Source organism: Streptomyces sp. NPDC054786 (assembly GCF_053611685.1).
Map to the genome: position 1 here is coordinate 40,454 of NZ_JBSHAW010000035.1, position 21,672 is coordinate 62,125.

The following is a 21,672-nucleotide window of genomic DNA, read 5'->3' on the forward strand; positions in this document are numbered from 1 at the left end:
TCGCGGGAAGCGGGAAATGTGCTGCAGATCTCCACGGATCCCAAGGAAAACTGCGTGAAGCCCTGGCCAATCCCAGGACTTCACGCACTGCGGCCTGTAGTATGAAGAGGCAACATCGACGAACCAACTCTGCCTGATGCAGAGCTGGCGCGACCGCTCGGCGGCCGCGGTCCCCTGCCCCACGCAGCCACCCTCCCCGGTGCGGACCACGCGGTATCACTCGGTCCTGCGCGAGAGGACAGCTCTCGGCGCGTGCCCGTGACGACCTCGCGGGTGGCGCGCTACCAGGCGGCAGAAAGGCCCGGCCGTGGCATCCGCGGTCAAGGACTCCCGTTCCGGATACGGACCACTGCTCCGCACCCCCGGTGCATGGACATTCCTGCTGCCCGGCTTTCTGGCCCGGCAGCCCTTCGCCATGCTGACGATCGGCATCGTGCTGCTCGTCGAATCCACCACCGGCTCGTACGGCACCGCGGGCGCGGTGTCCGCCGCGACCGGTGTCTCGATGGCCCTGTTCGCCCCGCAGAGCGGCAAGCTCGCCGACCGCTTCGGCCAGCGCGCGGTGCTGATCCCCGGCGTACTGGTGCATGTCACCGGCGTCGCCGCACTGACCACCCTCGCCCTCGCCCACGCCCCCCTGTGGGCGCTGTTCGCGGTGGCCGTCCCTACGGGCGCCTCGACGCCGCAGGTCGGCCCGATGGTGCGGGCCCGCTGGGCCGCCCGGCTCGGCGGCAGCCCGCTGATGCCGACGGCCGCCGCCTTCGAGTCGGTGACCGACGAGTTCACCTTCGTCGTCGGCCCCGTACTGGCGACCGCGCTGTGCACCGGCATCCATCCGGCGGCCGGTCTGGTCGCCGAGGCCGCGCTGACGCTGGCCGGCGGGCTGCTGTTCGCCTCCCAGCGGCGCAGCCAGCCTCCGGTGCACCGGCCGCAGGACGGCGACCGGCCGCGTGTCTCGGCGCTGTCGGTGCCCGGCGTACGCGTACTGATCGTGGCGTTCCTCGGCATCGGCGCCGTCTTCGGCGGTATGCAGGTCTCGCTGACCGCGTTCACCCAGCACATCGGGCAGCCCGGTATCAACGGCGTGCTCTACGGGATCTTCGCCGGCGGCAACATGCTCGCCGGTATCGCCTGCGGGGCCATCGCCTGGAAGGTCGGCCCGCGGCGCCGGCTGCTGGTCGCGTACGGGCTGCTGGCACTGGCCACCACCCCGTTGTGGGCGGTGACCGCGGTGCCGCTGCTCGGCGCGGTCGGCCTGGTCGTCGGCCTGTGCATCGCCCCGGCCCTGATCACCGGCTACACGCTGGTCGAATCGCTGGTGCCGGCCGGCGCCCGCACCGAGGCCTTCACCTGGCTGACCGGCGCGGTCGCCCTGGGCCAGGCGGCCGCGGCCACCTCCGCAGGTCAGCTCGCGGACGGCTTCGGGCCGAGCACCGGATTCCTGGTGCCGCTGGCCGGTACGGCACTGGCACTGACGGTGCTGCTGGCGCTCCGCGTCCATCTGCTGCCGCGCTCGTCGACCGTGGCCGCCGGCGCCCTCGCGCACGGCGTGGATGCCCAGGTCCCGGCCCCTTCCGAGGACCGGCAACGGGAGCTGGCGCGCGCCTGACCGAACGTGGAGTCGGTCACCGTACGGCGGTCACGGTGGACTGACGGGCGGGAATACTGCAAGATGGAGCGTCGTTAGCACTCATCGAGTGAGAGTGCCAGGAGGAAGACAAGTGCCGACGTACCAGTACCAGTGCACCGAGTGCGGCGAGGGCCTCGAGGCGGTGCAGAAGTTCACCGACGACGCGCTCACCGAGTGCCCCGGCTGCAACGGACGCCTCAAGAAGGTGTTCTCCGCGGTCGGCATCGTCTTCAAGGGCTCCGGCTTCTACCGCAACGACAGCCGCGGCTCGTCGTCCAGCAGCAGCCCCTCGAAGAACGCCTCCGCGTCGGGCACCTCGTCCTCCTCGGACTCGTCGAGCTCCTCGTCCGGCAGCTCCTCGTCCGGCGGCTCGGACACCAAGTCCTCGGCCCCGGCCGCCGCGTCGTCGTCCGGCAGCACCTCGGGCTCCAGCTCAGCGGCCTGAACCACAGCTCTTCGGACCCCGCCGTCACCGACGGCGGGGTCCGCTGTCTTACGGGTTTCTTTCGCCTCCACCACCCGGCCGTCCGCGACCGCCATGCCCCGATAGTGTGACCGGCATGGCTGACGCGGAGATTGGCGTTATCGGCGGATCGGGGTTCTACTCCTTCCTCGACGACGTGACCGAGATCACGGTGGACACCCCCTACGGGCGCCCCAGCGACTCGCTGTTCCTGGGAGAGATCGCCGGCCGCCAGGTCGCGTTCCTGCCCCGGCACGGCCGCGGCCACCACCTCCCGCCGCACCGCATCAACTACCGCGCCAACCTGTGGGCGCTGCGCTCGCTCGGTGTGCGCCAGGTCCTCGCCCCGTGCGCGGTCGGCGGTCTGCGCCCCGAATACGGCCCCGGCACGCTCCTGGTCCCCGACCAGCTCGTCGACCGCACCAAGGCCCGCACCCAGACCTACTTCGACGGCGAGGCCCTCCCGGACGGGAGCGTCCCGAACGTGGTCCATCTGACCTTCGCCGACCCGTACTGCCCCGCCGGGCGCGAGGCGGCCCTCGCGGCGGCCCGCGGCCGGGAGTGGGAGCCGGTCGACGGCGGCACCCTCGTCGTCATCGAGGGCCCGCGCTTCTCGACCCGCGCCGAATCGCGCTGGCATGCCGCTCAGGGCTGGTCTGTGGTCGGCATGACCGGCCACCCCGAAGCCGTCCTGGCCCGTGAACTGGGCCTGTGCTACGCGTCATTGGCCCTGGTCACCGACCTGGACGCGGGCACCGAGACCGGCGACGGCGTCTCCCACGAGGAAGTCTTCCGGGTGTTCGCCGAGAACGTGGACCGACTGCGCGAGGTCCTGTTCGACGCGGTCGCCGCCCTGCCCGGCGCCACCGCCCGCAACTGCCTGTGCACCGACGCCCACGCCGGCTGGGACCTGGGCATCGACCTGCCGTAACGCCCCGGCGGACCGCTCGGCCTCCCCCTCCCGGGTGGCCGGGTTGTCCACAAGGAAGGGGTCGTCCACAGCCCGCAGCGGGCCGGTGCGGATTCCGGCACGGTGATGAGCGCCGGTTCATCCGAAGCCCTCACCGCAGGCGGTGCCCACCATGTCCCGTACGCCTTCCGTTCCCCCTCGCCTCGCCGACCCCGACCTCCTCTTCCCGCCACTCCCCACTCCCCCGCCGTGTGAGGTGCCGCACTTCACTCCGGTACGGGCCGGCGGCATCCGGCACCGATGGGGACGGGGCGCACGGCAGCGGATGCTGACCGCCTGCCTGGCGATGGCCGCCGCAGCACTGGCCGGCGGAGCCTCGTACGGTGCCGTACGAGCCGCTCCCGCTCCCGGCTGCCCGTCGGCAACGGCCTCGGGAGCGCGGTGACCATGCTCCAAGATCAAGTGGCATCCGCACCTCCCTCACGCGAAACTGCTGCGAGTGGCGGGGCATCCGCCGCGCGCCAACGGGGGCGCACTCACCGCACCACCACCGCGGTATTCGTCCACGGCGTCCGCAGGGCCGACACCCTCCGCCGGATGCACACCGGGGCTTCGGCCGATCGCCGGCTCGTGGTGCGGGACTGGACACCTCCGCCCTGCCCTGCCGTAAGTTGCGGTGCTGATTGTTGGTGCACCATCCGTAGTGAGCGTGGAAAGAGGCTGTCAGGTGAGCGAGAGCAAGGGCGTCCTGCAGGGGTTCAAGGAATTCCTGATGCGCGGCAACGTCATCGAACTCGCGGTCGCGGTCGTCGTCGGTGCTGCCTTCACGAACATCGTGAACGCCGTGGTCAAGGGCGTGATCAACCCGATCATCGGCGCCCTGGGCTCGCAGAACCTCGACAACTACAAGGCCTGCCTCACCGTCTGCCACACGGACAAGAAGACGGGTGCCTTCACCGACGGCATCTACATCCTCTGGGGCTCGGTGCTCAGCGCCGCCCTGACGTTCCTGATCACCGCCGCGGTCGTCTACTTCCTCATGATCCTTCCGATCAACAAGTGGAAGGAGCGCCAGGCGGCCAGGAGGCCGGTCGACACCCCCATGGACCCGACCGAGATCGAGCTGCTCACCGAGATCCGCGATGCGCTGGTCGCGCAGCGCACCGGCTCACCGTCCGTGCCCTCCCCCACCTCGGGGTTCATCGGCACGCAGAAGACTCAGCAGTAGCAGGCGCCAGCGGCGGCCGGCACACGCCGCCCCCTCGCCTCGCTCAGAGGTGGTGGGGCGGCTTTTCGTCGAGGAAGCGGGCGAGGTCGGCGGCGCTGTCGCTGCCGTACGGGCGCTCGCCCCAGCCACGGTCGGTGTCGTCCGAGGACTGCTGGTTCAGCGGATCGTCGAAGATCAGTCGCGCCGCGGGCTTGGGGGCCGGGCGCCCGGTGGACGAAGGCGCAGGATCCTGCGCGGCGTCGGACGCGTCCTGGGGCGCGGGGGCCGACTCGGGTTCGGGGGTGGTGCTCACCCCTCCAGGGTACGGGCGGGCCGGGGGCGGTCGACGCTCAGCGCGGGCCCCGGCATCCTTCCGACCGCGGGAGCCCTCGGCACGGGGCCGACCCCGCCCGACGGCTCAGCCTCTTGTTCCGCAGCCTCTCGATCCGCAGCCTCTTGATCGGCAGCCTCTTGTTCCGCAGCCGCCGGCCCGGCGGGCGGCAGCGTACGCCCGCGCGGCCCCTGTCGGCGCCCGTCGCTCAGGGTCGGTACAGCGCCTGGGCTCGGGCCGCGTCGAGGGGGGCGTCCTCCGGGATCGACAGGAAGTGCTTCACCTGCCACGCCTGGGTGCTGCGGGCCTGGCGGTTGGTCGTCTCCACCCACGGCGGATAGACGCGGAACGCCCGCTTTCCGCCGGAGCCGTTCCTGGAAACGATGTCCCGTTCGCAGAGCACGTCCCGGGGAAAGATGAAGTGCCCGAAATTCCGCTCGTCGCGAGAGCTGATGACGAAGAGATCGACCGGGTCCTCGGAGTCGAACGGCGCAATCGGCCCGCCGGGGCTCCGCTTCCACACCGTGACGAACTGGCCGACCTTCGTCGGGGTCGTCTTGGCCACCCGGAACCTGACGGAGCAGCCATCGAGCGTGAATTCATGCGCCGCGTACTCGGCACTCTCGGCCTCGGGCACCGGCCGGGAGCAAGTGAACCCACACGGGTCGTACACCCGCGTCTTCGCGGCGAGAAGGTCCTCGTGCAGCGAATCCCCACCCGTCCAAGGCTCGATCTCTGCGGGACGTTGCCCCGAAGGGCCCGAGGGTTTTGTCGCCATTGCGCCATCGTGTCATTGCCGAGCAGGGGGCAGGCCGGTGGGGTACCGGTGGCCGCGTGGTCCGGCCGCGGCTGCTCGGTCTGCGGGATGCGCGGCACGACGGGCGGACCGGCCGACGCACCGCGCCCGGCCGGGTTCCGGCGCCCGGCCGGAGTTCGGGGTGCGGTTCGGGGTGCGGTTCGGAGCCCGGTTTGGAGTCCCGTTCGGGGTGCGGTCCGGAGCCCGGATTGGGGCCCCGTCCGGAGTGTGGTCCGGCGCGCTCAGCCCCCGGTCAGGTCTCGTTCACCGACGACCTGATCGCCGCTCATCTCTCCGGTCCGGCGGAAACCGAGCCGCAGGTAGAACCGCTCGGGCCCGTGCTCGCCCGGAACCCAACTCACCGTGGCACATGTCTGCCCACGCCTTCGGACCTCCTCGCACAAGGACTCCACGGCGAACCGGCCGTACCCGTGGCCTTGGTGGCCGGCGGCTATGTTCAGCCGCCAGATCCCGGAGCGCGGCCTGTCCTCCGGGTTGTCGGGGTCGAAAACGCACCAGAAAGAACCCCATGACGAAGCCCACGAGTTGCTCACCGTCGAAGATCAACCGAGGCCAGGCGACCTCGGGTTGTGCATACGCCTCCGCCAGTGAACGTGCAACCGGCGCCACCAGCCCCTCCTGGTCGGGCCGAACCGTCAGCCGGCACGCGGCTTCCACGTTGTCCGGAGTGACCTTGTCCAAGCGCAGAGATGACGTCATGCCGGGAACGTATCCGCCGCCCGAGGCGACATCGACGGAATAAGCGTCGCCTGGCTGCGCAATGGCGGTACGGGGAGGGCGGAGGAGGGGCGAGGGGGGAGGAGGGGCGAGGGGGAGGAGGGGAGGGGGAGGGGGCAGGAGGGGGAGCCGCCGTCCTGGGAAGGGCCCCGAACAAGGGGCTCCCAGCAACGGGCCCGTGCACGCCTCGCGTTCTGACGGCCCGTTGCTGGCCTCGCGCACTGACGGTCCGTGCACTCCTCGCGTTCTGACGGCCCGTGCACTCCTCGCGCACTGACGGGCCTGCACACGCCGCCTCTCATAGCGACAGGGCGGCCGTCCACGGCCCCGTACTAGCGGCCCTTGTCGTGGGTGGGTATGGGATGCGGGCGGTGGCTGTCCTTCGGGCGGGTCGGCGGGCCCTGTGAGGCGTGGCCGCGCCTCAGGGGCCGGCTCCGGTCGGTGCCGGGCAGCGGGTGGCGGGGGTGTGCGTACTCATGGCGGGCCATGGGACAGCAGCCTTTCCGGTCGGGGGAGGGTGCGACGGCCCGGTCGGAAGAGTCGACGGGCGGCCGGTTCGTTGACCCGGGCGGTAGGGCGGCAGGCAACGCCGAGGGCGCGGAAGGTGGTGACCGCGGCGTCGGGGAGCAGTGCGGGGGCGAAGGTCCGCAGCGTGCGGGTGCCCAGGACGATGGCCACGATCAGGAGAAACGCGACGGCCGAGCCCACCGGCGTCGCATGGACCGCCGATGGCCTCGGCCTGGGCGGCGCCACTGGTGCCTCCGGGTCCGCAGCCGGGGCAGGTGGGGCGTCTGATGGCTGTGGCACGGTCCCCACGCTAGGCACAGATGAGGCAAATGGCTCGTTCTATGGTCTTGGTGGGTGAAGCTGCGGCACATCACTGGACGTGGGCCGCGCCTCCCGTCCCGTCAGTAGGCGGCGGGCCGCGCCTCGTCGTCATGAGTGAGGGCCCGCACCTGTCCCGATGGGCGCGGGCCCTCACCTCTTCTCACCGGGTGTAAGCCGCACCTCCCCCGACGGCGCGGACCCTCACCCCTTCCCACCGGGCGTGGCCCGCACCTCCCCCGACGGGCGCGGGCCACGCCGCCCTGGAAAGTTGCTGTCCCCCCAGCGGGCGGCGGCCGGGTCAGCGAGTGGCGGCCGAGGTGCCCAGCGCGTCGTGCCACCACAGGTCGCGGCCCGGCTTCCAGGAGACCGGCCGCGAGCACCGGTTCACCACCAGCACGGTGCGGTCCGGCACACCCCCCGAGGCCGCACCCCGTGCCAGCGCGTGGTCCAGCAGCGCCTTCACCGGCCGTACGGCCCCGTCCCAGAACGCCGCATCGGCCGTGATCAGCACCCGGGCCGAGGACTCACGAGTCCGTGCGACCAGTTCGGGCACCGTCAACGAGACCGGCAGCGTGGTGCGTATCGCATCCAGCCGGCCGCAGGCGAGCGTGGCGATCACCGACTCGGGCACCAGCGGGAGGTGCACCGCGACGCGGTCGCCGGCCCGTACCCCGAGCCGGGTGAGCGTGGCCGCGGCCCGCTCGGCCTGGTCGAGGAGCATGCCGTGCGTCAACTCCTCCTGGCGCCCGGGCTCTCCGCTCCAGGTGAGGGCGATCCGCGACGCCTCCGGTTCCTGTACTTCCCGGGCGTCATCTACATGCTCTGAGGTCACACGGCGCAACATGCGGACCAGGATGTAGATCATCGATCAACATTCGCTGAACGTCCGCTGTATGAGGCCTGCGATCGCCCCTCCGCCGCACCTGGGCGACGTCACTCGCGCCGGGTCTCTCCGGCTCACCGCAGCGGACTCCCCGCCGCATCGCGGGGCTCCGGCCTCACCGTAACGGCCCCACCGGCCGTGCGCGCCGCCCTCTCCGGCCGTGCGGCACCCGTCGGCCCGGGGTTCCTGCCCCTTTCGGGGGCATTCCATCCCCCTCCCCGCCCTCCTTTTCCGTTTCTCTGACGGCCACGGCGGGGATCGGCCTCGCACTCACCGGTGTTGCGAGAACAGGACGCCGTACCCACCACGCCGTACCCACCACGCCGTACCCACCCGTCGCCGGCTCTCCCCGCCGCCACCCGCCTGGCCGCCGCCGCGGGTCTCGCGCTCGCCCGGGGAGGTGTACGCCGCCGGGCGCGCTCGGCCCGGGACACGTCGCCACCGGGCGGCCCGACGTGACTGAGGCAGCGGCCACCGGCCGCTCGCTCACCCCACGTCCGCCGCCACCGCCTCGTATCCCCCGACCACATCGCACACGTCCCCGAACCCGCGCGCCTCCAGCAGTGCCGCCGCGATCACCGACCGATTGCCGCTGCGGCAGTACAGGACCACCGGGCGGGCCGGGTCCAGTTCGTTGATGCGCTGCGGGAGCGCGGCCAGCGGGATATTGCGGGCGCCGGGGAGGGCGCCCGCCTCGTACTCGGCCGGATTGCGGACATCGATCAACTGGATGCCGGACGAGTGAGCAGCGGCGGCCGAGCGGGTTCCGGACGAGTGAGCCCCAGCCGATGCGACGCCGGCCGGGTGGCCACCGGCCGACTGGCCACCGGCGGGCTGCCCAACGGCCGACTGGGCATCGAGCGATGGGCCGTCGGCGGATGAAGCCGACGACGCATCGACCAACGAGGCGGCGAGCAACGGATCATCCGCCGCGTCGGCATCCGACAATTCCGGCTGCATCTGCGGAAGTTCCTCATGACGGACGCGGTGGCTGCGGCGGGCGAGGGTGGGTGTGCCGTCCAGTACGGCGGCCGGGTCGGGCAGATGGCCAAGGACGCGGTCGTAGCCGATGCGGGCGAGGCGGAGGCGGGCTTCCTGCTCCGTGCCGGGATCGGCGAGCAGCACGATGGGGGTGCCCGGGGTGACCACGCTGCCGGCGTACTCCGCGAACCGGGTGTCCAGGCTCGTGTGGAGCGAACCGGCCAGGTGCGCGCGTGTGTAGGCGGCCGGCGGGCGGCAGTCCAGAAGGACGGCGCCTTGCCGGTCGCGGGCCGCGAGTGCCTCGTCCAGGGTGAGGGCGGCGGGCGGGCCGGGCTCCAGCAGGGGGTGGCCGTCGCGGTTGAGGGCCGCGTCGTGCGCGAAGTAACCGGGGGTGGTGGGCTGCCCCGCGGTGATCAGCCGGACGAAGTCGGCCTCCGGCATGGGTTGCAGGGCGTAGTTGAGGCGGCGTTGGTCGCCGATGGTGGAGCTGGTCTCGGTGGAGAGGCTGCGGCCGCAGGCGGAGCCGGCGCCGTGTGCGGGAAAGACCCGGGTCGCGTCCGGGAGGGCCATGAGTTTGGTGTGCAGGGAGCGGTGGAGACGGATGGCCATGTCGCGGGGTGAGTGCCCGGCGGCGGAGAGCAGGTCGGGGCGGCCGACATCGCCGACGAAGAGGGTGTCGCCGGTGAGCACGCCGAAGGGAACCTGGTCGTCGGGGTGTTCGCGGAGGACCAGGCAGATGGATTCGAGGGTGTGGCCGGGGGTGGCGAGGACGGTGAGGGTGACCCCCGCGTCGTCCGCCCCGAGCGAGATGCGCTCGCCGTCCCGTAACCGCCGTATGGGGAAGCCGGTTTCGGCGGCCTCGCCGAAGGCGATGGCAGCGCCGGTGGCCCGTGCGAGTTCGAGGTGGCCGGAGAGGAAGTCGGCGTGAATGTGCGTCTCGATGACGAGTTCGATGCACAGGCCGGCGACTTCCGCATCGTGCAGATAGTCGTCGATATCGCGGCGTGGGTCGACGAGGACGGCGCGTCCGGTGGCCTCGTCCCCGATCAGATACGAGGCCTGGGAAAGGCAGTCGAGGTAGTACTGCGCGAAGTGCACGGTCGGCCTCCAGGGGTGCGCGGGGCCCGTGCGCGGCGGCTGGGGCCCGCTCGGGCGGGGTGCGTTGTGCGGATGCACGGATGTACGTACATTAGGTAGCCGGGTGGCGGGCGACAAGCCGAGGTCGCCGCCCGGCGCTCCATGTGACCTCACATCAGGCGCACGTGACATGACATCTGACACTGCGTCACGCGCGATTGCCGTGTCTCACCTGCATCGGCCGGTCGGCATCGGCCACCGCACCCACACCGCCCCGTACGCCCGCGGAGGATTTCACCATGACGACCGAGCCGCCGGACGGCGCGCACGGCCCGCGTCCCCTGGACCGGCGCTCGCCGCTGCCCCTGTGGGCGCAGCTCTTCGCCGATCTGCGCCGCCGGATGGAAACCGGCGAATTCAGCGCGGAGTTCCCGGCCGAGCACCGGCTCACCGGCGAGTACGAGGTCAGCCGGCACACCGTCCGTGAGGCGCTGCGCAAGCTGCGCGCGGACGGGCTGGTGATCGCCGAGCGCGGCCGCACCAGCCGGCTGGACACCCGCCGCATACAGCAGCCGCTGGGCTCGCTCTACAGCCTCTTCCGCGAGCTGGAGGGCCAGGGCGTGGAGCAGCGCAGCGAGGTGCTGCGGCTGGAGCGGACCGTTGACGGGACGATCGCCGGGCATCTGGGGCTGGTTGCTGATGCACCGCTGGTCGTACTGGAGCGGCTACGGCTCGCGGATGGCGAACCGCTCGCCCACGACACCGCGTATCTGCCCGCCGAGGTCGCCGAGCCGCTGCTGGACGCCGACTTCGGGCACACCTCGCTCTACGGCGAGCTGACGCGGCGCTGCGGGGTGAAGGTCACCGGCGGCCGGGAACGGATCCAGCCGTTCCTGCCGGACATCCGGCAGGCGTGGCTGCTGGGGCTGGCCGACCGGGAGGCGGCGTTCACCATCGAGCGGCTGGGGCGGGCCGGGGAGCGGCCGGTGGAGTGGCGCGAGACGGTGGTACGCGGCGACCGGTTCGCCTTCGTCGCGGAGTGGTCCGACGAGAGCCGGGCCGTCGCCCTTGCGCCGCGGGCCTCGTGTCCGTCCTCATAGCCGTCGCGGCGCTGCCGTGCGGACTGCTGATCGGGCTGCTGCTGGGCGCGCTCGGCGGCGGCGGGTCGGTGCTGGCGGTGCCGGCGCTGGTCTATCTGCTGGGGCAGTCGCCGCACGAGGCGACCGCGGGCGCGCTGATCGTCGTCACGGTCGGCGCGGTGACCGGGCTGCTCTGCCATGCCCGTGCCGGGCGGGTCCGGTGGGCGGCCGGTGCGGCCTTCGGGGCGCTGGGGACGGCCGGCAGCTACCTCGGCTCCCGGTGGAGCGCGGCGCTGGACCCCACGGTGCTGATGGCGGCGTTCGCGGGTCTGCTGCTCGTGGTGGCGGCGATGCTGGTGTTACGGGGGCTGCGCGAGCGGCGGGCGGCGCACGGTGTCCGCCCCTTAGGGGTGTCCACGGAGGCGGCGCCCTCAGGGGAGCCGAGGGAGCCTGTGCCCTTATATGACGTCCCGGAGCCCGCGCCCTTCCGGGACACCCCGGATCCGGCCCTTCCCCGTGGCGGTACCGGACCCGCCCGTCGAATACACCCCCCACTCGACCGGCCCGACAGCCCCGACCGCTCCGTCCGCCCCGTCCGCATCGTCCGGTTCGCCGTGACCGCCTCCGCCGTCGGGCTGCTCACCGGGTTCTTCGGGGTCGGCGGCGGCTTTGTCGTCGTACCGGCCCTCACCCTGGTCCTGGGCCTGGAGATGCCGGTCGCCATCGGCACCTCACTCCTCGTCATCCTCGTCAACTCCCTCACGGCGCTGGGCACCAGGGCCGGCACGGGGGCTCTGGACTGGCCGCTGCTGGCCGGCTTCGCGGCCTGTGCGGCGCTCGGCAGCCACCTCGGCAACCGCCTCACCACCCGCCTGCGCCCACAGACCCTGACGACGGCCTTCGCCGCCCTCGTCACCGTCCTCGCCGTCACCATGGCGGCCACCGCCCTCCCCCGCCTCTGGGCCCCCTAGCCCCGTCGGCCCCACACGGGCGCCGCCCCCATCCCGCCGTCCGTCGTCCCGTTCCACCCACCCATCAGGAGGAAGCACATGGCCCCCGCACCCGCCGCCCCGTCCCACCACCAGGTCCTCATCATCGGCGGCGGCACCGCAGGCATCACCGTCGCCGCCCGGTTACGCCGCGCCGGAATCCGGGACATCGCGCTGCTGGAGCCCTCCGAAACGCACTGGTACCAGCCGCTGTGGACGCTGGTCGGCGGCGGCCAGGCCCCGCTGCGCGCCGCACTGCGCACCGAGGCGGACGTCATGCCGCCCGGCGTGCGCTGGCTGCGTGAGCGCGCCACCGCCGTCGACCCGGCCGCCCGGACGGTCACCACCGCCTCCGGGCGGGTCCTCTCCTACGGGCGGCTGGTGCTCGCCCCCGGCCTGCAGCTCGACTGGGACGGCGTGCCCGGCCTGGCCGCGGCCCTCGGGCACGGCGGGGTGAGCAGTAACTACCGGCCCGATCTCGCCCCGCTCACATGGGAGTTGATCCGCCGGATGCGGAGCGGGACGGCCGTGTTCACCATGCCGTCCGGGCCGGTGAAGTGCGGCGGCGCCCCGCAGAAGATCGCGTATCTGGCGGCCGACCACTGGCGCAAGCGCGGTGTGCTGGGCGCGATCCGCACCATCCTGGTGCTCCCGGAGCCCGCGATGTTCAAGGTGCCGGTCTTCTCCCGCGCGCTGACGGAGACGGCCCGGCGGTACGGCATCGAGGTGCGGCTGAACTCGGAGATGACCCGGCTCGACGGCACGGCCCGCGAGGCGGTGATCACCGATCACGCCACCGGCACCGCCGAGACCGTCCACTACGACCTCCTGCACGCCGTACCGCCGCAGCGCGCCCCCGAATGGCTCGCCGACGGCCCGCTCGCCGACCCCGACTCCCCGTACGGGTACGTCAAAACCGACCGGGAAACCCTCCAACACCCCGACTTCCCGAAGGTGTTCGCGCTCGGTGACGTCGCCAGTCTGCCGACGTCCAAAACGGGTGCCGCGATCCGCAAGCAGGCCCCGGTCGTCGTCGCCAACCTCCTCGCCGGTCTGCGCGGGCGCCCCGCCACCGCCCGCTACGACGGCTACACCTCCTGCCCCCTGGTCACCGCCCGGCACAAGATGCTGCTCGCCGAGTTCGACTACGACCTGCAGCCCACTCCCTCGATCCCCTTCCTCGACACCACCCGGGAACGCACCGACATGTGGTTCCTCAAGCGCTACGGGCTGCCGCAGCTCTACTTCAAGGGGATGCTCAAGGGCCTGGCCTGAGCCCCGCCGACGGCCGGACGCGGGGGGAGGCGCGGGGGAGGGCGCGGGGCCCTGTCCCCGGCCGCCGCGCCATGCCTCAGGGGACAGTGCGCTCCCTGAGGCCGGCCCCCGGACGGATTCGGGTCCCCGCCGGTATGTACCCGAAGACCGTAGGGGTGTCCCCCTAAACAGCCGCCCCCACGGCCAGCAACTCCCCCACCACGCACGCCACGTTGTCCGGCGCCCCCGCCTCGCGGGCCTGCCGGATCAGTTCCCGTACGGCCTGGTCGGGGTCGTCGGCCGCGGCCAGTACGTCCTGGATCGTCTCGGCCGGCACCACTGAGGTCAGGCCGTCGGTGCACAGCAGATAGCGCTCACCGGGCCGGGCCTCCAGCAGTTCCAGGTCGGGGGCGAACTCGGTGGCCCCGTCGAGCGATCGCAGCAGCAGCGCGCGCTGGGGGTGCGAGGAGGCCTCCTCGGGGGTGAGCCGGCCCTCGTCGACCAGCGACTGGACCAAGCTGTGGTCGTGGGTGATGCGGAAGAGGCCGGAGTCCCGCAGGACATAGGCCCGCGAGTCACCGATGTGCAGCAGCGCCAGCTGCGAGCCGGAGCGGAGCAGTGCGGTGAGGGTGGTGCCGCTCGCCTCGTCCGCTGACGGGGCGGCACGGTGTGCGCGATGAGCCGCCTCCTCCAGGACGGCCGGCAGATCCGCCGAGGTCAGGTCCCGGTGCTCCAGGTCCTTGAGCGCCTCGATCGCGGCCGTCGCGACGGGGCCGCCACTCGGGCCGTAGCCGTCGGCCACGGCCAGCAGCCGCGGTCCCGCGTAGGCGGCGTCCTGGTGGGCCGGGCGCACCAGGCCCTGATCGGTCAGGGCGGCGCAGCGCAGCGTCAGAGGGGTACGCGGTTCGGTCATGACGGTGTCCTTCCTGGACAGCTGGTCGACGAGGAAGGCGGCCAGGTCCCGGCGGGCGGCGGTGTCGGCCTCGACCTGTGTCCAGTACGCGGCGACCGCCGCGGCTGCCGCGGCCGGCGCCAGCTCGCACACCTCACGGATGCGGGCCAGCGGCATACCGAGCCGGCGCAGCCAGGCCACCAGCCGGGCCCGCTCCAGCTGGGCCGGGGCGTAGTGGCGGTAGCCGCTCCGCGGGTCGACCTGGGCCGGGGTCAGCAGGCCGAGCTCGTCGTAGAGCCGCAGCGCCTTCGGCGAGAGCCGGGAGGCCCGTGCGAACGCACCGATGGTCAGCAGCTCACCCTCCCCGTACGGCGCCCCGCCCACGCCTCCGGTCACCCGTCGGTCCACCCGTCCGCCCTCCTCGTTCCGGGCGTCTCGCCCGGTACGGCCGATGCTGGGGCTTCCCCCAAGGACAAGGTCAAACGGTTGCCGCCCCGCCCTGACCGGCCCGTCCCGCCGCCTCTTCCGTGTGCGCCGGAGCCAGCTGGTTGAGCGCCGCGGCGGTCAGCGCCTCGACGCCCATGGTGAGGGTCGGCCTGACCACCGGTACGAAGCGCGGCGAATGGTTGGACGGGATGTCCTGCGCGAGCCGTCCGGCCGCCAGCGCCGTCCGGAACTCCTCCGGGTCCCAGCCGCCCAGCCACCAGTAGTAGAGGGGTGCCCCGGCGGCGGTCGCCAGCAGTCCGGCGTCCTCGCTGCCGGTCGCCGGCTCGTAGGCGAACAGCCGCTGCTCGCCGAAGAGTCCGGTGAACTGCTCATTGACCTGTTGCAGGGTCGCGGGGTCGTTGACGGTGACGGGGAAGGAGTCCAGGACCTCGGTCTCGGGTGCGCGGTCGGCACCGGAGGCGGCGGCCTCGGCGCGCGCGATGCGGTCGATGGCGGCCAGCACGGCCGTGCGCACCGTCTCGTCGAAGGTGCGGACGCTGAGCCGTACGACGGCCCGGTCGGGGATGACGTTGGCGGTGTCCCCGGCGTGGAAGGAGCCGACGCTGACCACCGCCCGGTCCTTCGGGGCGACCTCGCGGGCCACCACGGACTGCACCCGCTGCACGAAGGCCGCCGCCATCAGGATCGGGTCGACGGTGGTCTCGGGCCGCGAGCCGTGGCCGCCGGTGCCGTGGAAGGTGATCTGCAGGCTGTCGGCGGCGGCCATGCAGGCTCCGGGGCAGTACGCGATCAGCCCGGCGCCGAAGGGGGCGACATGCTGGGCCAGCACCACATCGGGGGTGGGCACCAGGCCCTTGCTGTAGAGGCCGGCGTCGAGCATGGCGCGGGCACCGCTGCCGACCTCCTCGGCGGGCTGGAAGAGCACGATCAGCGTGCCGGACCAGTGCGCGCGGCCCGCCGCGAGCAGGTCGGCGGCGCCCAGCAGACAGGTCACATGGACGTCGTGCCCGCAGGCGTGCATCCGGCCGGGGACCGTGGAGGCGTAGTCCAGGCCGGAGTTCTCGGTGACGGGCAGCGCGTCCATGTCGGCGCGCAGCAGGATGACGGGTCCCGGGCCGTTGCGCAGCAGGCCGACGACGCCGGTCTCGGCGATGCCGGTGGTGACGTCATAGCCCCAGCCGGTCAGCCGCCGGGCGGCCTCGGCGGCCGTACGGGTCTCCTGGAAGCCGAGTTCGGGGTGGCGGTGCAGGTCTTCGTAGAGGGCCACGAGGTCCGCGAGGCGGTCGTCGAGCGGGGCCAGGACGGCAGCGGAGTCGTCACTGTGCTCGGCGTCATCGGTCGGGCGGGTCGTGTCTGTGCCTGTCGTGTCGCTGTCGCTCATACACGCATTCGACCATGAATCGCCACCCCGCACCGAGCGACGGTCCCCCACCCGCCCCGGAGCCGTCCCGTAGGGGCCAACTCCGCCTTGCCCTGGCCGGACTTCGCGGGTGCCGCTGCGCCCGTTCGTGACACCGAAGGCGGCGACTGCAACCGTGGATCACCCTGCTGCGACCGGGACCAGCAAGCCCAAGCCGACGACTGGAGGCCGACGTTGGCCACTACCCCCAACCCACGGACCGGCGAGCCGCTCGACCTCACGACGCACCTGATGGACCAGGCCATGGGCCATCTCTTCTCCGCCGCCCTGCGCACCGCGGCGCAGCACCGCATCGCCGACCATCTCGCCGGGGGCCCGCGCACCGCCGAGCAGCTGGCCGCCGCCACCGGCACACACGCCCCGCATCTGCGCCGCGTACTGCGTTATCTCGCCACCCGCGGCATCTTCCGGGAGGACGCCGCGGGCGCCTACCACCTGACGCCGGCCGCCGGCCCACTGCGCACCGACGCCCCCGACTCGCTGCACCCCGCCGTCATGATGATGACCGACGAGCTGTTCCTGCGGACCTCGGCCGCCATCCCGGAGTCCGTACGGCACGGCGGCGCATCCTTCGAGCGGCTCTTCGGGGTGCCCCTCTTCGAGCATCTGAGGACGGAGCCGGCCATCCGCCGGCTCTTCGACGACGGGATGTCCTCGCTGTCCGGCCCGGTCGACGAGGCGGTGGCGGCGGTGTACCCGTTCCCCGAGGCCGGCACGGTCGTGGACATCGGCGGGGGCCGCGGCGGGCTGCTGCGCGCCGCGCTGCGCCGCCACCCGCAGCTGACCGGTGTGCTCTTCGACCAGGCGCCGCCGCTGACCCACCACCTCCTGGACGGCGACGAGTTGAAGGGCCGCTGGCGCACCCAGGAGGGCGACTTCTTCGCGTCCGTACCGGAGGGGGGTGACGTCTATGTCCTCAAGCACGTGCTGCACGACTGGACGGACGAGGCCTGCCGGCGCATCCTGCGCACCTGCCACCGGGCGATGGCGGCCGGCCGCCGGCTGCTGGTCATCGACGCCGTACTGCCGCCGGGCAACGCCCCGCACTTCGGCAAGACCCTGGACGTGGCGATGATGGGGGTGGTCGACGGGCAGGAGCGGACCGCGGAGGAGTTCGCGACGCTGCTGTCGGCCGGCGGGTTCCGGCTCACGCGGGTGCTGCCCACGCCTGCCTTCCCCTCGATCGTGGAGGCGGTCGCCGAGTAGCCGCCCCACGGGCCGACACGACACGCCGCACGCCGCTCCGATCGTGGGCGGCCTCGCCCGCCCGCGCTGTACTGATGCCGGCCGCATCGGTCGACGAGAGGAGCTGACGTGCCGGTCCTCATGCGTGCGCGCCGCCGCGACGAAGAGCACCGCACCGCCACCCCGCTGGAGCTCTTCTTCGACCTGTGTTTCGTCGTGGCGATCGCGCAGGCCGGGCGTCAACTGGCCCATGCGCTGGCCGAGGGGCACCCGGGGGGCGGCATCTCCGGCTATCTGATGCTCTTCTTCGCCATCTGGTGGGCCTGGATGAACTTCAGCTGGTTCGCCTCGGCGTACGACACCGACGACCCGCTCTATCGCGTGGTGACGCTCGTCCAGATGGCGGGGGTGCTGGTGCTGGCCGCCGGCGTGCCGCGGGCCTTCGTCAACAGCGACTTCACGGTCATCTGGTTCGGGTATCTGGTGATGCGGCTGGCCATGGTCGCCCAGTGGCTGCGGGCCGCACTCGCCGGCCGGGGCGCCGAGCGGCGCACCGCGCTGCGCTACGCCCTGGGAATGACGGTGTGCCAGATCGGCTGGCTGGGGCTGCTCGCGCTGCCCAAGGGGGACGTGCCCTGGGTGTTCGTGGTCGTGGGACTGCTGGAGCTGGCCGTCCCCACACTGGCCGAGCGGGAGCGGCAGACGGCCTGGCATCCCCATCACATCGCCGAGCGCTACGGCCTGTTCACCATCATCGTACTGGGCGAGACGATCGCGGCGGCCACGGTCGCCGTGCAGTCGGCCCTGGACGAGAACGACGAGCTGAGCGCCCTGCTGCCGATCGCGGGCGGCGGACTGCTGCTGGTCTTCGCCGCGTACTGGATCTACTTCGCGGTCCCGATCCACCGTCACCTGCACTCGAACCGCCAGGCGTTCCTGTGGGGCTACGGCCACTACCTGGTGTTCGGTTCGGCGGCCGCGGTGGGCGCGGGCATCGAGGTCGCGGTGGAGGAGACGTTCGGCAAGGCGCATCTGTCGCCGTTCGCGGCAGCCGCCTGTGTCACGGTGCCGGCCGCACTGTTCATGGCGACGGTGTGGCTGATCCACTCCCGGCACCAGAAGCGCGGCCCGGCCCAGCAGCTCGTGCTTCCGGTGTCCTCGCTCCTGGTACTGGCGTGCACCTTCGCCGGGCACTGGGCGATCCTGGCGGCCGGTCTGGTGGCATCCGTCACGGTCGCGGCCGGCGTCGTTCTCACATCCCGTCAGGGCACCGCACTGGTGGAGTAGAAGCAGCCGCCGCGTCACCCATCTCGGCGATCGCCATGGCACCGATCTCGGGAAGCGGGCCGACACGGGCCCCTCGACGCCCCGGCAGGCCCCTCTCCCCTTCCCCCATAAGCGTGCCGAACGGTCGTGCAAACCCCCGCAAGCGCCCTGATCCTGCATCAGATTCGGCCATCTTCCCCCCTCCGCCGGGAGAGGGGCCCCTCACCAGCGGAGCCCTCGCCTCCGCCCCCATCCCATACCCCGTCAATTACCCACCAATGGACCCCACTTCCCGTCACTTCGGGCCCCTGTTCCCCACTGTTCACCAGGGCCAGCGGAGGCGCGTCGACTCTGAAGCGGTAGGGTGCAGATTGCCCTTTTTATGACAGGGGGTGCCCCTGTGAAAGAGCCGCAGGAAGCCCCTGGGGAACGACCACCGTCCGTACCTGAGGAGACGCCAGACATGGCCCGCCACGCTCAGTCCCGCGCGCGGACGAGACTGTCCCGGCGCAGCAAGGCCGTGGGCGGTCTCGCCCTCTCCACCCTGGTCGGCACCGCCCTGTGGGCGTGGCCGGCGTCGGGCGACGACCAGAACAGCGGGACCGACGCCAAGAGCACCACGTCCACGACCGCTTCCGGCCCGGACACGCCACGCGTCCCGGTGTCCGCCGCCAAATCCGCCCCGAACGCCGCACCGAATCCTCCCGCCGGACGGCCCATCCCGGGCCTCAGCGACGCCGCCAGGAAGCGGATACCGGCCGACTCCCGGCAGGTCCTGGTCGTCACCGGAAAGGACATGGACTCCTTCCAGTCCCGTGTCGTCCTCTACACCCGTGAAGAGGGCTCCGACGACTGGGAGCCGGGCCCCACCTGGTCCGCGCACAACGCCGCCCACGGCTGGACGGACGACCACCGCTACGGCGATCTGCGCTCCCCCATCGGTGTCTACTCCCTCACCGACGCGGGCGGTCTGCTGACCGCCCCCGAGGACACCAAACTCCCCTACGACCACAACACCAGCTTCGTCGCGGGCGGCACCGGTGTGGAGGGGGAGCCGCTGGCCGGCGCCTTCGACTACGTCATCGCCATCAACTACAACCGGGAGCCCGGCACCTCCCCCCTGGACCCGCAGCGCCCGTGGGGCGACGCCAAGGGTGGCGGCGTCTGGCTGCATGTCGACCACGACGGCCCCACCCAGGGCTGTGTGAGCCTCAAACCCAAGGTGATGCGGGAACTGCTGCGCACCCTGGACCCCGACCTGCACCCGGTCATCGTGATGGGACCGGCCGATTACTGAGCATCCGCCGCACCCCGCGGGGCCGCAGGACGCGCTGACCGACGTCCTCGGCCTCCGGGTCGGCCACGCCCGGCGGACCGGTGACGGGTACCTGACCGGCACCACCGTCGTCCTCGCTCCCGAGGGCGGGGCCGTCGCGGCCGTCGACGTACGCGGCGGCGGCCCCGGCACCCGGGAGACCGACGCGCTCGACCCGCGCAACCTCGTCCAGTGCATCGAGGCGCTCGTGCTGACCGGCGGCAGTGCCTTCGGTCTTGACGCCGCGTCCGGTGTCGCCGCCTGGCTGGAGGAGCAGGGCCGGGGATTCCGCGTGGGACCCGACCCCGCACAGGTCGTCCCGGTGGTGCCGGCCGCGGCCCTCTTCGACCTGGGGCGCGGCGGCGACTGGCGGGCCCGCCCGGATGCCGCACTGGGCCGGGCGGCGGCCGCGGCCGCGGCAAACACCGGGCCCGGCGCCCCGGTCGCCCAGGGCAATACGGGCGCCGGCACGGGCGCGGTGGCCGGCGGCCTCAAGGGCGGGGTCGGCACCGCGAGCTCGGTCCTCCCCTCGGGCGCCACCGTCGCCGCGCTGGCCGTCCTCAATGCCGCGGGCTCCGTCATCGACCCGCGCACCGGCGCCCTCTACGGCCATCTGTACGAGAGCCCGGTGTCCCTGCCCTCCTCCGAGGTGCACGCCACGGCTCTGCGCCGGCTGGCCGAGGCCAGGGAAATATCCCGGGCCCGCTCGGCCGCATCCGTCCGCCCGCCGCTCAACACCACCCTCGCCGTGGTCGCCACGGACGCCGCCCTCACCCGCGCCCAGGCCCACAAGCTCGCCGGCACCGCCCACGACGGTCTGGCCCGCGCCGTCCGCCCCGTCCATCTCCTGTCCGACGGCGACACGGTCTTCGCCCTGTCCACCGCGGCGCGCCCGCTCACCCCCGAAGAGGCCCACACCGAGCCGGCATTCGGCGTACACGCCGTGGCCGGGGCCCTCAACGAGATCCTGTCCGCCGGCGCGGACGTCCTGACCCGCGCCGTGGTGCGGGCCGCCCTGGAGGCGGAAACGGTGGACGGCCCCGGCGGCGTCTTCCTGTCGTACCGAGACCTCTACGGGACGGGCTGACCGCACCGGGATCGCTGCGGATGGACTGACAGCACCGGGCTCGAAGGCCCGACCGTACCCAGGCCGCTACGGGACGGGCTGCCCCGCGGACGGCCGCCCACGGCACTCACCGGTCACACGCCCACCGCCCCCAGCAACGAGCCCGCGGCGTAGGTCACCCCCATCGCCACCGCTCCGCCGCCCACGTTCCGCAACACCGCCCGCCCCACCGGCGCGGCCCCCAGCCGGGCACTGCTCCAGCCACACAGCGCCAGCGCCGCCAGCACCGCGACCACCGTGATCCACAGCCGGTACGCGGCCGGCGGCAGCACGATCGCCAGCAACGGCAACAGCGCCCCCGCCGTGAACGCGAGGAAGCTCGCACCCGCCGCGTGCCAGGGGTTGGTGAGCGCCTCGGGATCGATGCCCAGCTCCACCTCCGCATGGGCACGCAGCGCATCATGCGCGGTGAGCTGCTCGGCGACCTCCTGGGCCAGCTGCTCGGTCAGCCCCTTCCCCGCCAACATCTCGGTCAGCTCGATGAGTTCGGCCTGCGGTTCGGTCGCCAGCTCCCGCTTCTCCTGGGCGAGCGCGGCCTTCTCCGCATCGCGCTGGGTGGAAACCGACACATATTCACCGGCCGCCATCGACAGGGACCCGGCCAGCAACCCGGCCAGCCCCGCCGTCAACAGGGCGCCGCGGGAATCGGTGGCTCCGGCCACCCCGACGACGAGTCCGGCGGTGGAGACGATGCCGTCGTTGGCGCCAAGGACCGCGGCCCGCAGCCAGTTGAGCCGGCTGCCGAGTCCGCCGCCGTGCGCCTCGTCGTGCTCCGGTGTCTGCACAGTCACCGGCAGAGCGTCTCATCCGCGCCGGGCGTGCCCTCGCCCGACGCCCCCGCCCCGCCCCGAATGG

General features: G+C 72.7%; 19 protein-coding genes and 1 pseudogene. 11 read left to right on the forward strand and 9 right to left on the reverse strand.

All coding sequences use genetic code 11. From position 1 onward, the window contains the following. Positions 1–307: 307 nt before the first annotated feature. From ACWGI6_RS27200 to mscL, 4 genes are all read left to right on the forward strand, one after another. Positions 308–1,609 carry an MFS transporter gene (locus ACWGI6_RS27200; protein WP_453269941.1) on the forward strand — a complete coding sequence of 434 codons (1,302 nt, stop codon included), beginning with the start codon at positions 308–310 and terminating at the stop codon, positions 1,607–1,609. Between the two features lie 112 nt (positions 1,610–1,721). Next, positions 1,722–2,075, forward strand: a complete 354-nt coding sequence (locus ACWGI6_RS27205; RefSeq protein ID WP_453269942.1) for an FmdB family zinc ribbon protein — start codon at positions 1,722–1,724, stop codon at positions 2,073–2,075. Between the two features lie 115 nt (positions 2,076–2,190). Continuing rightward, positions 2,191–3,024: an S-methyl-5'-thioadenosine phosphorylase gene (locus ACWGI6_RS27210; protein WP_453269943.1), complete on the forward strand. Its 834-nt coding sequence runs from the start codon at positions 2,191–2,193 to the stop codon at positions 3,022–3,024. Between the two features lie 706 nt (positions 3,025–3,730). After that, positions 3,731–4,231 (forward strand): large conductance mechanosensitive channel protein MscL, encoded by a 501-nt coding sequence (gene mscL, locus ACWGI6_RS27215; protein WP_453269944.1) that lies wholly within the window; start codon positions 3,731–3,733, stop codon positions 4,229–4,231. A 43-nt stretch (positions 4,232–4,274) separates the two neighbouring features. Here mscL and ACWGI6_RS27220 read toward each other — a convergent pair whose 3' ends face one another. The 6 genes and pseudogenes from ACWGI6_RS27220 to ACWGI6_RS27245 form a co-directional block, all read right to left on the reverse strand. Then, positions 4,275–4,523: a hypothetical protein gene (locus ACWGI6_RS27220; RefSeq protein WP_453269945.1), complete on the reverse strand. Its 249-nt coding sequence runs from the start codon at positions 4,521–4,523 to the stop codon at positions 4,275–4,277. 226 nt (positions 4,524–4,749) lie between these two features. After that, positions 4,750–5,319 carry a MepB family protein gene (locus tag ACWGI6_RS27225; protein WP_453269946.1) on the reverse strand — a complete coding sequence of 190 codons (570 nt, stop codon included), beginning with the start codon at positions 5,317–5,319 and terminating at the stop codon, positions 4,750–4,752. Between the two features lie 260 nt (positions 5,320–5,579). After that, positions 5,580–6,057: pseudogene (locus ACWGI6_RS27230) on the reverse strand (GNAT family N-acetyltransferase). 492 nt (positions 6,058–6,549) lie between these two features. Continuing rightward, entirely contained in the window at positions 6,550–6,783 is a 234-nt protein-coding gene (locus tag ACWGI6_RS27235; protein WP_453269947.1) for a hypothetical protein, read from the reverse strand. 418 nt (positions 6,784–7,201) lie between these two features. Next, a complete protein-coding gene (locus tag ACWGI6_RS27240; RefSeq protein WP_453269948.1) occupies positions 7,202–7,735 on the reverse strand; it encodes an AMP-binding protein in 534 nt (177 codons plus the stop codon). Positions 7,736–8,272: 537 nt separating this feature from the next. Beyond that, entirely contained in the window at positions 8,273–9,865 is a 1,593-nt protein-coding gene (locus tag ACWGI6_RS27245; RefSeq protein WP_453269949.1) for an MBL fold metallo-hydrolase, read from the reverse strand. A 278-nt stretch (positions 9,866–10,143) separates the two neighbouring features. On the opposite strand from ACWGI6_RS27245, the gene ACWGI6_RS27250 reads away from it, so the two are divergent. From ACWGI6_RS27250 to ACWGI6_RS27260, 3 genes are all read left to right on the forward strand, one after another. Continuing rightward, positions 10,144–10,944 (forward strand): GntR family transcriptional regulator, encoded by an 801-nt coding sequence (locus ACWGI6_RS27250; protein ID WP_453269950.1) that lies wholly within the window; start codon positions 10,144–10,146, stop codon positions 10,942–10,944. Continuing rightward, a complete protein-coding gene (locus tag ACWGI6_RS27255; protein WP_453269951.1) occupies positions 10,929–11,894 on the forward strand; it encodes a sulfite exporter TauE/SafE family protein in 966 nt (321 codons plus the stop codon). Before ACWGI6_RS27250 ends, ACWGI6_RS27255 begins: the two co-directional genes overlap by 16 nt. Before the next feature lie 78 nt (positions 11,895–11,972). After that, the gene (locus ACWGI6_RS27260) at positions 11,973–13,187 is read left to right on the forward strand and encodes an FAD-dependent oxidoreductase (RefSeq protein WP_453269952.1); all 1,215 of its coding nucleotides are present in this window, start codon (positions 11,973–11,975) and stop codon (positions 13,185–13,187) included. A 163-nt stretch (positions 13,188–13,350) separates the two neighbouring features. Here the strand turns inward: ACWGI6_RS27260 and ACWGI6_RS27265 are convergent, their stop codons facing one another. Continuing rightward, a complete protein-coding gene (locus ACWGI6_RS27265) occupies positions 13,351–14,466 on the reverse strand; it encodes a MerR family transcriptional regulator (RefSeq protein WP_453269953.1) in 1,116 nt (371 codons plus the stop codon). A 70-nt stretch (positions 14,467–14,536) separates the two neighbouring features. Further along, positions 14,537–15,886, reverse strand: a complete 1,350-nt coding sequence (locus ACWGI6_RS27270; RefSeq protein WP_453269954.1) for an amidohydrolase — start codon at positions 15,884–15,886, stop codon at positions 14,537–14,539. 213 nt (positions 15,887–16,099) lie between these two features. On the opposite strand from ACWGI6_RS27270, the gene ACWGI6_RS27275 reads away from it, so the two are divergent. The 4 genes from ACWGI6_RS27275 (at position 16,100) to ACWGI6_RS27290 (ending at position 20,778) form a co-directional block, all read left to right on the forward strand. After that, complete coding sequence (locus tag ACWGI6_RS27275) at positions 16,100–17,131, forward strand: methyltransferase (RefSeq protein ID WP_453269955.1); 1,032 nt, start codon at positions 16,100–16,102, stop codon at positions 17,129–17,131. 108 nt (positions 17,132–17,239) lie between these two features. Continuing rightward, positions 17,240–18,397: a low temperature requirement protein A gene (locus ACWGI6_RS27280; RefSeq protein WP_453269956.1), complete on the forward strand. Its 1,158-nt coding sequence runs from the start codon at positions 17,240–17,242 to the stop codon at positions 18,395–18,397. Positions 18,398–18,839: 442 nt separating this feature from the next. Then, entirely contained in the window at positions 18,840–19,673 is an 834-nt protein-coding gene (locus ACWGI6_RS27285; protein ID WP_453269957.1) for a L,D-transpeptidase family protein, read from the forward strand. Beyond that, complete coding sequence (locus ACWGI6_RS27290; protein ID WP_453269989.1) at positions 19,666–20,778, forward strand: P1 family peptidase; 1,113 nt, start codon at positions 19,666–19,668, stop codon at positions 20,776–20,778. Before ACWGI6_RS27285 ends, ACWGI6_RS27290 begins: the two co-directional genes overlap by 8 nt. 113 nt (positions 20,779–20,891) lie before the next feature. Here ACWGI6_RS27290 and ACWGI6_RS27295 read toward each other — a convergent pair whose 3' ends face one another. Then, complete coding sequence (locus ACWGI6_RS27295) at positions 20,892–21,608, reverse strand: VIT1/CCC1 transporter family protein (RefSeq protein WP_453269958.1); 717 nt, start codon at positions 21,606–21,608, stop codon at positions 20,892–20,894. Between the last annotated feature and the right edge of the window lie 64 nt (positions 21,609–21,672).

What these genes read in the sequence shown, in the direction of transcription:
- ACWGI6_RS27285 (WP_453269957.1), top strand. Translation starts at nt 18,840, where the DNA reads ATGGCCCGCCACGCTCAGTCCCGCGCGCGGACGAGACTGTCCCGGCGC.
- ACWGI6_RS27210 (WP_453269943.1), top strand. Translation starts at nt 2,191, where the DNA reads ATGGCTGACGCGGAGATTGGCGTTATCGGCGGATCGGGGTTCTACTCC.
- ACWGI6_RS27260 (WP_453269952.1), top strand. Translation starts at nt 11,973, where the DNA reads ATGGCCCCCGCACCCGCCGCCCCGTCCCACCACCAGGTCCTCATCATC.
- ACWGI6_RS27225 (WP_453269946.1), bottom strand. Translation starts at nt 5,319, where the DNA reads ATGGCGACAAAACCCTCGGGCCCTTCGGGGCAACGTCCCGCAGAGATC.
- ACWGI6_RS27270 (WP_453269954.1), bottom strand. Translation starts at nt 15,886, where the DNA reads ATGAGCGACAGCGACACGACAGGCACAGACACGACCCGCCCGACCGAT.
- ACWGI6_RS27250 (WP_453269950.1), top strand. Translation starts at nt 10,144, where the DNA reads ATGACGACCGAGCCGCCGGACGGCGCGCACGGCCCGCGTCCCCTGGAC.